This is a genomic window from Pseudomonas sp. ChxA (genome assembly GCF_030263855.1).
In the GTDB taxonomy this organism is placed as follows: Bacteria; Pseudomonadota; Gammaproteobacteria; order Pseudomonadales; family Pseudomonadaceae; genus Aquipseudomonas; species Aquipseudomonas fluorescens_CB.
The window spans coordinates 2,605,493-2,618,147 of the sequence record NZ_JARPMK010000001.1 but is presented as its reverse complement, the minus strand read 5'-3'; the positions used below and the strand labels follow the sequence as shown (position 1 = coordinate 2,618,147).

The window sequence follows — 12,655 nt, the reverse complement described above, 5'->3', positions numbered from 1 at the left end:
TATGGCGTCACGCCCAGCTTTTTATGACCGCGCCGCAGTACAAGCCGGACAAGGTCTTCATCACTTGAATCACTTCGTGGCTGGCCAGCCCGTAGAAAATGTATTTACCTTCCCGACGGGTGGCGACCAACCCTTCGTCGCGCAAAATGCCCAACTGTTGTGACAGGGTGGGCTGACGCACGCCGGTCATGGTTTCCAGCTCGCCGACGTTGCGCTCGCCCTGGGTCAACTGGCACAGGATCAACAGGCGGTCCTCATTGGCCAGTGCCTTGAGCAAGGAACACGCCTTGGACGCCGATGCGCGCAACTGGGCGACTTCGCCCTCACTCAGAGTAGATTCCATTTGCCTCGGGTCCTTTATGTCACTTAAGCTCAAAACATTATGTGTAAACGTAAACTGATTGTAACCACTTTTTTCGCCCCCGGGGACCGCCGCCATGCCAGCGTTGATTCAAGCCTTTCTGGACGAGGCATCGTCGACCTTCACCTACGTCATCTATGAACACGATGGCGGCCCGTGCGCAATCGTCGATTCGGTACTCAATTACGATCCCGCGTCCGGACGCACTGAAACCACCCAGGCCGATAAAGTCATCGCGTTCGTGCGTGAACACGGTTTGCAGGTGCAGTGGCTGCTGGAAACCCACGCGCATGCCGATCACTTGTCCGCTGCGCCTTACCTGCGCCGCACGCTCGGCGGCAAAATAGCCATCGGCCAATCCATCAGTAAGGTACAGGACGTCTTCAAGCGCCTGTTCAACCTGGAGCCGGAATTTCGCGTCGATGGCTCGCAGTTCGACCACCTGTTTGCGCCGGATGAAATCTTTCATATCGGCAACTTGAAGGCCCAGGCGGTGCATGTGCCCGGCCACACCCCGGCCGACATGGCGTACCTGATCGACGGTCGACTGATTCTGGTGGGCGACACGCTGTTCATGCCGGATGTGGGCACCGCACGTTGCGATTTCCCTGGCGGTGATGCGCGGCAGTTGTATGCGTCGATGCGCAAGCTGCTGGCCTTTCCACTGGAGACTGAACTGTATGTGTGCCACGACTACCCGCCTGAAAGCCGCGAGGCCAAGTGCCTGACCACGGTCGCCGAGCAGCGCGCGGGCAATATTCATGTGCATGACGGCGTAGATGAAGCGGCGTTTGTGCAGATGCGCACCCAGCGTGATGCCGGGCTGGGGATGCCGACGCTGTTGCTGCCGGCGATTCAGGTGAATGTGCGGGCGGGAAATATGCCGCCTGCGGAAGACAATGGGGTGGTTTACCTGAAGATCCCACTTAATCAACTGTAGAAACGTCGATTCCCTTGTGGGAGCTGGCTTGCCTGCGATAGCGGTGTATGAGTAACCCATGTGTCAACTGGCCCACCGCTATCGCAGGCAAGCCAGCTCCCACATTGGATGTGGGCGATTCAGTTGCCCAGGCTGATGCCATTAGCCGGCAATGGCAGCGCGGTCTTGTAGCGCACCTGCTTGAGCGCAAAGCTCGAGCGGATATTGGCCACGCCCGGCACCTTGGTCAGAAAATCCATCATGAAACGCTCCAGCGACTGGATCGTCGGCACCAGCACCCGGATCAGATAGTCCGGGTCGCCCGCCATCAGATAACACTCCATCACCTCCGGCCGGTCCGAGATCGCGCCCTCGAACTGCTGCAACGCCAGCTCATTCTGCTTTTCCAGGCTCACATGGATGAACACATTTACGTGCAGCCCCAGCAAGTCGGCATCCAGCAACGTGACCTGATCACGGATAAGCCCCAATTCCTCCATGGCCTTCACCCGGTTAAAGCATGGCGTGGGCGACAGGTTGACCGAACGGGCCAGGTCGGCGTTGGTGATGCGGGCGTTCTCCTGCAGGGCGTTGAGAATGCCGATATCGGTACGGTCCAGTTTGCGCATGAGACAAAATCACCTGTTTTTTATGTTTATGCAGTTTTTTTATCCGCAAATGATCGTGAGCGCAATGAAACACAGATAAATATTCTTCTACGCCACGCCTATGATGTTTGTAGGACAAGATTTCTCCTATCCGGAGACTGACTGTCAGCTAGCGCGCCCACTACAAGAAATTCACAAGATCGAGCGTAGAAAGCCATGAACCAGCCGTATGCACCATTGCGCCTGCACGTTCCCGAACCCTCGGGCCGCCCAGGCTGCAAGACCGACTTTACCTACCTGCGCCTGACTGACGCAGGTACGGTGCGCAAACCCGCCATCGACGTAGAACCCGCCGACACCGCAGACCTGGCCAAGGGCCTGATCCGCGTGCTCGACGACCAGGGCCAAGCGCTTGGCCCGTGGGCTGAAGGCGTATCCGCCGAGATCATGCGTAAAGGCATGCGCGCCATGCTCAAGACGCGCATCTTCGACAACCGCATGGTGGTCGCCCAGCGTCAGAAAAAAATGTCGTTCTACATGCAAAGCCTTGGCGAAGAAGCCATCGGCAGCGCCCAGGCCCTGGCCTTGAACATCGACGACATGTGCTTTCCCACCTACCGCCAGCAAAGCATCCTGATGGCCCGCGAAGTGCCGCTGGTGGACCTGATCTGCCAACTGCTGTCCAACGAGCGCGACCCGCTCAAGGGCCGTCAGTTGCCGATCATGTACTCGGTCAAGGACGCCGGGTTCTTTACCATTTCCGGCAACCTCGCCACCCAATTCGTACAAGGCGTGGGCTGGGGCATGGCTTCGGCGATCAAGGGCGATACCAAGATTGCCTCGGCCTGGATCGGCGACGGTGCCACCGCCGAATCGGACTTCCACACCGCCCTCACCTTCGCCCACGTGTACCGCGCGCCGGTGATTCTCAACGTGGTCAACAACCAGTGGGCCATCTCCACCTTCCAGGCCATCGCCGGTGGTGAAGCCACCACCTTCGCCGGACGCGGCGTAGGTTGCGGCATCGCCTCCCTGCGTGTGGACGGCAACGACTTTATCGCCGTGTATGCGGCGTCTGCCTGGGCCGCCGAGCGTGCGCGCCGTAACCTGGGGCCAACCCTGATCGAGTGGGTCACCTACCGCGCCGGTCCGCACTCCACCTCGGACGATCCGTCCAAATACCGCCCGGCTGATGACTGGAGCCACTTCCCGCTCGGCGACCCGATTGCGCGCCTCAAGCAGCACCTGATCAAGATTGGCCAGTGGTCCGAAGAGGAGCACACGGCGGTCAGTGCCGAGCTAGAGGCCGAAGTGGTCAAGGCGCAGAAAGAAGCCGAACAGTACGGCACCCTGGCCGGCGGCCAGATTCCAAGCGCCGCGACCATGTTCGAAGACGTTTACAAAGAGATGCCGGAGCACTTGAAGCGCCAGCGTCAAGAGTTGGGGGTCTGACATGAACGATCACAACAACAGCATCGAATTGGAAACCGCCATGACCACCACCACCATGACCATGATCCAGGCCCTGCGCTCGGCCATGGATGTGATGCTTGAGCGTGACGATAACGTGGTGGTGTTCGGCCAGGACGTCGGCTACTTCGGCGGCGTGTTCCGTTGCACCGAAGGTTTGCAGAACAAGTACGGCAGCTCCCGGGTGTTTGACGCGCCGATCTCCGAAAGCGGCATCGTCGGCGTTGCCGTGGGCATGGGGGCTTATGGCCTGCGCCCGGTCGCCGAGATTCAATTCGCCGACTACGTGTACCCGGCCACCGACCAGATCATTTCCGAAGCTGCCCGCCTGCGTTATCGCTCGGCCGGCCAGTTCACCGCACCCTTGACCATGCGCATGCCGTGCGGCGGCGGCATCTACGGCGGCCAGACCCACAGCCAGAGTATTGAAGCGGTGTTCACCCAGGTCTGCGGCCTGCGCACGGTGATGCCGTCCAACCCGTATGACGCCAAGGGCCTGTTGATCGCCTCGATCGAAAATGATGACCCGGTGATCTTCCTCGAACCTAAACGCCTGTACAACGGCCCGTTCGATGGCCACCACGATCGCCCGGTCACACCGTGGTCCAAACACCCGCAAGCGCAAGTGCCGGACGGTTACTACACCGTGCCGCTGGACGTGGCCGCCATCGTGCGCCCGGGCTCGGCCGTGACGGTGCTGACCTACGGCACCACCGTGTACGTGTCGCAAGTTGCCGCCGAAGAAACCGGCATCGACGCCGAGGTCATCGACCTACGCAGCCTGTGGCCGCTGGACCTGGAAACCATCGTCAACTCGGTGAAAAAGACCGGCCGTTGCGTGGTGGTGCATGAAGCCACCCGCACCTGCGGCTTTGGTGCCGAGTTGGTGTCGCTGGTGCAAGAGCATTGCTTCCATCACCTGGAAGCGCCGATCGAACGCGTCACCGGTTGGGACACACCCTACCCGCACGCGCAAGAGTGGGCGTATTTCCCAGGGCCGTCCCGCGTGGGCGCGGCGTTGAAACGGGTCATGGAGGTCTGAATGGGCACGCACGTTATCAAGATGCCGGACATTGGCGAAGGCATCGCAGAAGTTGAACTGTCGGTATGGCATGTAAAGGTCGGCGACCTGGTGGTTGAAGACCAGGTGCTGGCGGATGTGATGACCGACAAGGCGATGGTGGACATTCCCTCGCCGGTACACGGCAAAGTGATTTCTCTGGGCGGCGAGCCCGGCGAAGTCATGGCGGTGGGCAGTATTTTGATCAGCATTGAAGTGGAAGGCGCGGGGAATGCCAAGGATGCACCGGTGGTGGCTGAGCCGGTGAAAGCTGCACCAGCGCCAGTGGTTGAAGCCAAGCCAGCGCCTGCGCCTGAGTCAAAACCAGTTGCCAAACCTGCTGCGGCACCGGTTGCGCGTGACGCGAACGAACGCCCGTTGGCTTCGCCTGCCGTGCGCAAACACGCGCTGGATGCCGGCATTCAGCTGCGTCTGGTGCAGGGCAGCGGCCCGGCGGGTCGGGTGCTGCACGAAGATCTGGACGCTTACCTGCAACAAGGTGCAACCCAGGCTTCGGCAACCGCCAACCCTTACGCTGAACGCAACAGCGAAGAACAGATCCCGGTGATCGGCATGCGCCGCAAGATCGCCCAGCGCATGCAGGACGCCACCCGCCGCGCCGCGCATTTCAGTTACGTGGAAGAAATCGACGTCACCGCGCTGGACGAACTGCGCGTGCACCTCAATGAGAAGCACGGCGCCACACGCGGCAAATTGACCTTGCTGCCGTTTATCGTGCGCGCCATGGTCGTGGCGTTGCGCGACTTCCCGCAGATCAACGCACGCTACGACGACGAAGCCCAAGTCATCACCCGCCTGGGCGCGGTGCATGTGGGCGTCGCCACCCAGAGCGATGTGGGCCTGATGGTGCCGGTGGTACGTCACGCCGAAGCCCGCAGCCTGTGGGGCAATGCCGAGGAAATCGCACGTTTGGCCAGCGCCGCACGCAATGGCAAGGCCAGTCGTGATGAGCTGTCGGGCTCGACCATTACCTTGACCAGCCTGGGCGCACTGGGCGGTATCGTCAGCACGCCGGTGTTGAACCTGCCGGAAGTCGCGATTGTCGGCGTCAACCGCATCGTTGAGCGGCCGATGGTGATCAAGGGCCAGATCGTGGTGCGCAAGATGATGAACCTCTCCAGCTCCTTCGATCACCGCGTGGTCGACGGCATGGACGCGGCGCAATTCATCCAGGCCATTCGTGGCTTGCTCGAACAACCCGCCAGCCTGTTTTTGGAGTAAGGCATGCCTCAGACATTGAACACCACGCTGCTGATCATCGGCGGCGGCCCTGGCGGTTATGTGGCGGCGATCCGCGCCGGCCAACTGGGCATACCGACCATTCTGGTCGAGGGCCAAGCGCTCGGCGGCACCTGCCTGAACATCGGTTGCATTCCCTCCAAAGCCTTGATCCATGTGGCCGAGCAGTTCCAGCAAACCGTGCACCATAGCCAGGGTTCGCAATTGGGCATTGAAGTGGATGTGCCGACCCTGGATATCCGCAAGAGCGTGGAATGGAAAGACGGCATTGTTGACCGCCTGACCACCGGCGTGGCGGCGTTGCTCAAGAAGCACAAAGTGCAGGTGATCCACGGCTGGGCCAAGGTGGTCGACGGCAAGACCGTCGACGTCGGCGATCAGCGCATTCAATGCGAGCACCTGCTGTTGGCCACCGGTTCGAAAAGCGTCAACCTGCCGATGCTGCCGATTGGCGGGCCGATCGTCTCGTCAACCGAAGCACTGGCGCCGACCCGCGTGCCCAAGCGCCTGATTGTGGTAGGTGGCGGTTATATCGGCCTGGAGCTGGGCATTGCCTATCGCAAACTCGGCGCCGAGGTCAGTGTGGTCGAGGCGCAGGAGCGTATCTTGCCCGCCTACGACGGTGAGCTGACGCTACCGGTGGCCGAATCGCTCAAGCAGTTGGGGGTCAAACTGTACCTCAGCCACAGCGTCACCGGTTTCGAAAACAACAGCCTGCAGGTACGTGACCCGAATGGCGACACACTGTCGCTGGAAACCGATCAGGTGCTGGTGGCGGTGGGCCGTAAACCCAACACCCAGGGCTGGAACCTCGAAGCGCTGAACCTGGCGATGAACGGTGCGGCGATCAAAATCGACAACCGTTGCCAGACCAGCATGCGCAATGTGTACGCCATCGGCGACCTGAGCGGCGAGCCGATGCTCGCGCACCGGGCCATGGCCCAGGGCGAGATGGTCGCCGAACTGATCAGCGGCAAACACCGCGAATTCAATCCGGCCGCCATCCCGGCAGTGTGCTTCACCGACCCGGAACTGGTGGTGGTCGGCAAGACCCCGGACGAAGCCAAGGCGGCTGGCCTGGACTGCATTGTGTCGAGCTTCCCGTTTGCGGCCAATGGCCGGGCGATGACCCTGGAGTCGAAAATCGGCTTTGTGCGCGTGGTCGCCCGTCGTGACAACCACCTGATTGTCGGCTGGCAGGCGGTGGGCGTTGGTGTGTCCGAGCTGTCCACGGCCTTCGGCTTGAGCCTGGAAATGGGTTCGCGCCTGGAAGATGTGGCGGGCACGATCCATGCGCATCCGACCCTCGGCGAAGCGGTTCAGGAAGCGGCTTTAAGAGCATTGGGCCACGCGCTGCACCTGTAAAACCGTGGTGAGGCCATCGCAGGCAAGCCAGCTCCCACAGGGGAAATGCATTGTAAATGTGGGAGCTGGCTTGCCTGCGATAGCGGTGTATCAGCCAATACACAGGCTCAATGGTCTGCCCACCTGCTCCCACACCGGCCAAGAATGAAGTATTGTTGCGCCCATCCAGTAAAAAACCGACAAGCCTGCCTTCGACCAGGCGGTTGACCAGAGATAGAGGGTGTCATGGGTAACGAAAGCATCAATTGGGACAAGCTGGGTTTTGACTACATCAAGACCGACAAACGGTTTCTCCAAACCTGGAAAAACGGCGAGTGGCAAGCGGGCACCCTGACCGACGACAACGTGCTGCACATCAGCGAGGGCTCCACCGCCCTGCACTATGGCCAGCAGTGCTTTGAAGGCCTCAAGGCCTACCGCTGCAAAGACGGGTCGATCAACCTGTTCCGCCCGGACCAGAACGCCGCCCGTATGCAACGCAGCTGTGCACGCTTGCTGATGCCGCATGTGACCACCGAAGACTTCATCGAAGCCTGCAAACAAGTGGTCAAGGCCAACGAGCGGTTCATCCCGCCGTACGGCAGTGGCGGCGCGCTGTACCTGCGCCCGTTCGTGATCGGCACCGGTGAGAACATCGGCGTGCGTAGCGCACCGGAGTTTATCTTCTCGGTATTCGCCATCCCGGTCGGCGCCTACTTCAAAGGCGGCCTGGTGCCCCACAACTTCCAGATCTCCACGTTCGACCGCGCCGCACCACAAGGCACCGGCGCCGCCAAGGTCGGTGGCAACTACGCCGCCAGCCTGATGCCGGGCGCTGAAGCAAGGAAATCCGGTTTCGCCGACGCGATCTACCTGGACCCGATGACCCACTCGAAAATCGAGGAAGTCGGTTCCGCCAACTTCTTTGGTATCACCCGCGACAACCAGTTCATCACGCCGAAGTCGCCTTCGGTGCTGCCAGGCATCACCCGCCTGTCGCTGATCGAACTGGCCGAAACCCGCCTGGGCCTCAAAGTGGTCGAGGGCGACGTGTTCATCGACAAACTGGACCAGTTCAAGGAAGCCGGCGCCTGCGGTACCGCTGCCGTGATCTCGCCAATCGGCGGCATCCAGTACGACGGCAAGCTTCACGTGTTCCACAGCGAAACCGAAGTGGGCCCGATCACCCAGGCGCTCTACAAAGAACTGACCGGCGTGCAGACCGGCGACGTTGAAGCGCCAGCGGGTTGGATCGTCAAGGTCTGACTCAGCAAACGCAAAACCCAATGTGGGAGCTGGCTTGTGTGGGAGCCAGCTCCCAAACAAGCCAGCTCCCACATTTGCTTGCGGTGCGCTCACAAGTCCTTGGGGATATTCACCGCAATCTTCTTGCCCATGCTGATCCTCGGCTCCACCCCATACCCTAGCGCCTCGTAGAACCCCACCACCGCGTCATTGCCGCCCGTAATCTGCAGGTTGATCTTCATGCAACCCAACGCAGTCAGTGCCTGCTCGGCATAGCGCACCAGCGAAGCGCCCAGGCCCTGCCGACGATAATCGCTGTGTACCGCCACCGAATACAACCAGCCGCGATGCCCGTCATAGCCGGCCAGGATGGTGCCGATCACGGCCTTTTTATCCGTCGCTACAAAGAACAGCCCATCATTGACCGCCAGCTTTTTGTCGATTGCCAGGCTTGGCAGGTTGTGCGCGGTGTCATAGCCAAACGCCTGCTGCCACAGCGCCACCACCTGGGATCGGTGTGGACGATCGCGATATGGCCCGATGGGATGGCGCGATAACAAGGCCTTTTCCATCACCAGCGTGCGCTCATTGCCATGGTAAACGTCGCGTACTGTGTGAAAACCCAACTTGGTATAGAACGGCTCGGCCGTCAGCGAGGACGGCACGCTCAGGACCGTCACCCCGGCTTCAACGGCCCGCAGCTCAATCTCGATCATCAGCAGCCGGCCAATGCCCTGCCCTTGCAACGCCGGGTTGACGAACACCGAGCGCACCACATTGCCATCAAGGGCGGCGGTGGCGACGATCATCTGATCCTGGCTCGCCACCAGCACCACCCGGCGCTGGAGCAACGCCAGCACGGCGTCGGGCGTGAAGTTGCTGGCAACCCGAGCAATCACATCTGCCGGGTAATCCCGCGCATTGCTGCTGTGCAAGGCCGCCAGGATGACCTGGCTGATGCCCTCGGCGTCGGTGGGTTGGGCAAGACGAACAGCGGTAGACATGCATTCTCCTTCCTGGCTCGGGTTTCACGACCGCCACCATACTAATGTGGGAGCTGGCTTGCCTGCGATAGCGGTTTGTCAGTCAGCGCATCTGGCGCAGACAGACCGCCATCGCAGGCAAGCCAGCTCCCACAGTTTGATTGCATTTCAACTTGCCAGCCGATTCGGCTGCGCTACCTCACTTTTCAGCTTTCCCGGCTGAGCCGCCCCGCTATATCAGCCGGGATTCACCCGCCACAGCGCACAAAATAGCCCCACAGCTCAACCCATGGATTCGTGCACCCATGCAAACCACCAACACCGTTTTGATGATTCGCCCGGCGCGCTTTGCCTTCAACCCGGACACCGCGATCAACAACCGCTTCCAACGCCAGCCACTTGATCCTCTTGGCGCGCAGCAAAAAGCGCTGCAAGAGTTCGACGGCTATGTCGATACCCTGCGCCAACATGGCGTAGAGGTGCTGGTGGTGCAAGACACCCCGGCGCCCCACACGCCCGACTCGATCTTCCCCAACAACTGGTGGAGCAGCCACGCCGACGGCAGCCTGGTGCTGTACCCGATGGAAGGCCAGAACCGACGACTGGAGCGCAACAAAGGCGTGCTGCAAGTACTGGAGCAACGCTTTGCAATCCATAGCACCATCGACCTGAGCCACCTCGAACAACAGAATATCTTCCTCGAGGGCACCGGCAGCATGGTGCTCGACCGCCAGCACCGCATCAGCTATGCCTGCCACTCCGGGCGTACCCATCAAGACGCCTTGCGCCAGTTCGCCGAACGCCTCGACTACCAACTCTGCGTCTTCCACGCCGTCGACCGCCACCACGCGCCGATCTACCACAGCAACGTGATGATGAGTGTCGGCCGTGATCTTTCGGTGGTGTGCCTGCAAGCCCTGCCCGATGCCAGCGAACGCCAGGCCCTGGAACGCTCGCTGCGCGATACCGGCAAAGACATCCTCGCCCTCGACTTCGATCAGCTCGAAGCCTTCGCCGGCAACATGCTCGAAGTCCACGACCGTGACGGCCAACCGCTGCTGGTGATGTCGGCCAGTGCCTGGAGCGCCCTGCACCAGGCCCAGCGCACGCATGTCGAACGCCACACCCGCCCGGTGGTGGTGAACATCGACAACATCGAACGCATCGGCGGCGGCAGTGCCCGCTGCATGCTGGCGGAAGTACACCTGCCCGCCCGCGCCTCATTTCAATAAGGAGTCTTGCCATGACCCGCTATATCGACGTCAACGACCTCAGCTATCTGGTTTCACAAAAGGGCCTGCAAACCTGCATCAGCGAAATGGCCGAATACATCCGTGCCGACTACCTGCGCTGGCAGGACTTCGAAAAATGCGCGCGCCTGGCCAACCATTCGCCGGACGGCGTGATCGAGCTGATGCCGGTGTCCGACGCCTCGCTGTACGCCTTCAAGTACGTGAACGGCCACCCGAAGAACACCCTGGCCGGCATGCTCACAGTGATGGCCTTTGGCGCCCTGGGCGATGTCGACACCGGCAAGCCGGTGCTGCTGGCCGAAATGACCCTGACCACCGCGATCCGCACCGCGGCCACCTCTGCCCTGGTAGCCCGCTACCTGGCGCGCGACAACAGCCGCAGCATGGCGTTGATTGGCAACGGCTCGCAAAGCGAGTTCCAGGCCCTGGCTTTCCACGCCATGCTCGGTATCAGCGAAATCCGCCTGTTCGATATCGACGCCAAGGCCACTGCCAAGCTGGCGGCCAACCTCAAGGCGTTCCCGGCGATCAAGGTGATCCTGGCCGCCAGCGTGGCCGAAGCGGTCAAAGGCGCGGACATCGTCACCACCGTCACGGCCGACAAGGCGTACGCCACCATCCTCACCGACGACATGATCGAACCGGGCATGCACCTGAATGCCGTGGGCGGCGATTGCCCCGGCAAAACCGAGCTGGACCGCCGCATCGTCGAGCGCGCTCGGGTGATCGTCGAGTACGAACCGCAAAGCCGTATCGAAGGTGAAATCCAGCACATGCCGGAAGATTCGCCGGTGACCGAGCTGTGGCAAGTCATCAATGGCCAGCAGCCCGGCCGCGAGAACGCGCGCCAAGTCACGCTGTTCGACTCAGTGGGTTTTGCCATCGAAGACTACTCGGCCCTGCGTTACGTGCTGGACGTGGCCAAGGCGCTGGATGTGGGCAGTACACTTGAGCTGGTGCCGGACCTCGCCGACCCGAAAGACCTGTTTGCACGCCTGGCCCAACAGCCACGCGTACAGCACAAAAAGCGCGCCTGAAACCGCTCTGGCCTGCCGCTTTGCGCCCAAGGCAGGCCGGATTTACATCAGTTAAAAGCCGATTTTGCGCGTGCCGCAGCCGATTCCGCTGCATTGCGCTTTTTAACAGCGCAATTCGCGCTTTATGCACGGGGTAAACGACACAAAAAACGCACCACCATGAAGCATTCTCTGCTCCCAGCGATTCACTGCCCTGACATCAATTACAAAATATAGGGACTGTCACATGACTCCATTGCGATCACTCTTCGCCGCGTTGCTGTTGCCACTGTGTGCCAGCGCTGCTTACGCCCAGGACTGGAAAGAAATCCGCTTCGGCGTATTCCCCGAGTACCCACCCTTTGAGTCAGTCGCCGCCGACGGCAGCCTGCAAGGTTTTGATATCGAGCTGGGCAACGCCATCTGCGCCAAGCTCGAAGTCAAATGCACCTGGGTGCACAACGAATTCGACGGCATGATCCCGGCCCTGCGCGCGCGCAAGTTCGACGCGATCATGTCGTCCATTGCCGTGACCCCGGCGCGTGAGAAAGTCATCGACTTCAGCGACCGCCTGTTCCTCAGCCCCACCTCGGTGATCACGGGTAAAAACGCCGACTTCGGCGACACGCCGGAGTCGCTCAAAGGCAAGCAGGTCGGCGTGCTGCAAGGTTCGCTGCAGGAAGCCTATGCACGTGCGCACCTGGCCAAGCTCGGCGCGCAGATCAAGGCGTACCAATCCCAGGAGCAGAACTACGCCGACCTGCAAAACGGCCGCCTCGATGCCACCCTGACCGACAAGCTCGAAGCCCAGCTCAATTTCCTGTCCAAGCCTGAAGGCGCCGACTACAAGAGCGGCCCGGCTTTCAAAGACCCGACCTTGCCGCTGGACATCGCCATGGGGGTGCGCAAGAACGACGCCGACCTGCGTGCGCTGATCAATAAGGGCATCGCCGCCGTGCAGGCCGATGGCACCTACGCACAGATCCAGAAGAAGTACTTCGGCGATCAGGATATCTACAACGAATAGGCCCACCCCGGCCCCTGTGGGAGCTGGCTCTTGTGGCGAGCAAGCTTGCTTGCGCTGGAGTGCGAAGCGCTCCAAAAAAAGCCGGCTCCAGCTGCGCTGTCGAACGGGA

General features: G+C 61.1%; 12 protein-coding genes. 9 read left to right on the top strand and 3 right to left on the bottom strand.

Annotated features, from left to right (window positions below; all coding sequences use genetic code 11):
* Window positions 1-7: 7 nt before the first annotated feature.
* Window positions 8-343 carry an ArsR/SmtB family transcription factor gene (locus P5706_RS11770; RefSeq protein WP_017136253.1) on the bottom strand — a complete coding sequence of 112 codons (336 nt, stop codon included), beginning with the start codon at window positions 341-343 and terminating at the stop codon, window positions 8-10.
* 94 nt (window positions 344-437) lie between these two features.
* Here P5706_RS11770 and P5706_RS11765 point away from each other — a divergent pair, with 94 nt between their 5' ends.
* Window positions 438-1,301, top strand: coding sequence for an MBL fold metallo-hydrolase (locus P5706_RS11765; protein ID WP_285679340.1), 864 nt, complete (start codon window positions 438-440; stop codon window positions 1,299-1,301).
* A 119-nt stretch (window positions 1,302-1,420) separates the two neighbouring features.
* On the opposite strand, the gene bkdR is transcribed toward P5706_RS11765, so the two are convergent.
* Complete coding sequence (bkdR, locus tag P5706_RS11760) at window positions 1,421-1,909, bottom strand: Bkd operon transcriptional regulator BkdR (RefSeq protein ID WP_056861361.1); 489 nt, start codon at window positions 1,907-1,909, stop codon at window positions 1,421-1,423.
* Window positions 1,910-2,104: 195 nt separating this feature from the next.
* On the opposite strand from bkdR, the gene P5706_RS11755 reads away from it, so the two are divergent.
* The 5 genes from P5706_RS11755 (at window position 2,105) to P5706_RS11735 (ending at window position 8,288) form a co-directional block, all read left to right on the top strand.
* The gene (locus tag P5706_RS11755) at window positions 2,105-3,340 is read left to right on the top strand and encodes a 3-methyl-2-oxobutanoate dehydrogenase (2-methylpropanoyl-transferring) subunit alpha (RefSeq protein ID WP_017136256.1); all 1,236 of its coding nucleotides are present in this window, start codon (window positions 2,105-2,107) and stop codon (window positions 3,338-3,340) included.
* Between the two features lies 1 nt (window position 3,341).
* The gene (locus P5706_RS11750) at window positions 3,342-4,400 is read left to right on the top strand and encodes an alpha-ketoacid dehydrogenase subunit beta (protein WP_138450567.1); all 1,059 of its coding nucleotides are present in this window, start codon (window positions 3,342-3,344) and stop codon (window positions 4,398-4,400) included.
* Window positions 4,401-5,660: a dihydrolipoamide acetyltransferase family protein gene (locus P5706_RS11745; RefSeq protein WP_200432465.1), complete on the top strand. Its 1,260-nt coding sequence runs from the start codon at window positions 4,401-4,403 to the stop codon at window positions 5,658-5,660.
* Window positions 5,661-5,663: 3 nt separating this feature from the next.
* Window positions 5,664-7,043 (top strand): dihydrolipoyl dehydrogenase, encoded by a 1,380-nt coding sequence (lpdA, locus tag P5706_RS11740; protein ID WP_285679339.1) that lies wholly within the window; start codon window positions 5,664-5,666, stop codon window positions 7,041-7,043.
* Between the two features lie 225 nt (window positions 7,044-7,268).
* On the top strand, window positions 7,269-8,288 hold the full coding sequence (locus P5706_RS11735) for a branched-chain amino acid aminotransferase (RefSeq protein WP_200432463.1): 1,020 nt from the start codon (window positions 7,269-7,271) through the stop codon (window positions 8,286-8,288).
* A gap of 89 nt (window positions 8,289-8,377) precedes the next feature.
* Here P5706_RS11735 and P5706_RS11730 read toward each other — a convergent pair whose 3' ends face one another.
* Window positions 8,378-9,271, bottom strand: coding sequence for a GNAT family acetyltransferase (locus tag P5706_RS11730; protein ID WP_285679338.1), 894 nt, complete (start codon window positions 9,269-9,271; stop codon window positions 8,378-8,380).
* A 284-nt stretch (window positions 9,272-9,555) separates the two neighbouring features.
* Between P5706_RS11730 and ctlX the strand changes: the two genes are divergently transcribed.
* The 3 genes from ctlX (at window position 9,556) to P5706_RS11715 (ending at window position 12,546) form a co-directional block, all read left to right on the top strand.
* Complete coding sequence (gene ctlX / locus P5706_RS11725; RefSeq protein WP_200432461.1) at window positions 9,556-10,482, top strand: citrulline utilization hydrolase CtlX; 927 nt, start codon at window positions 9,556-9,558, stop codon at window positions 10,480-10,482.
* Between the two features lie 11 nt (window positions 10,483-10,493).
* Window positions 10,494-11,540, top strand: a complete 1,047-nt coding sequence (ocd, locus tag P5706_RS11720; protein ID WP_200432460.1) for an ornithine cyclodeaminase — start codon at window positions 10,494-10,496, stop codon at window positions 11,538-11,540.
* 226 nt (window positions 11,541-11,766) lie between these two features.
* Complete coding sequence (locus P5706_RS11715; protein WP_285679336.1) at window positions 11,767-12,546, top strand: ABC transporter substrate-binding protein; 780 nt, start codon at window positions 11,767-11,769, stop codon at window positions 12,544-12,546.
* Window positions 12,547-12,655 lie beyond the last annotated feature (109 nt).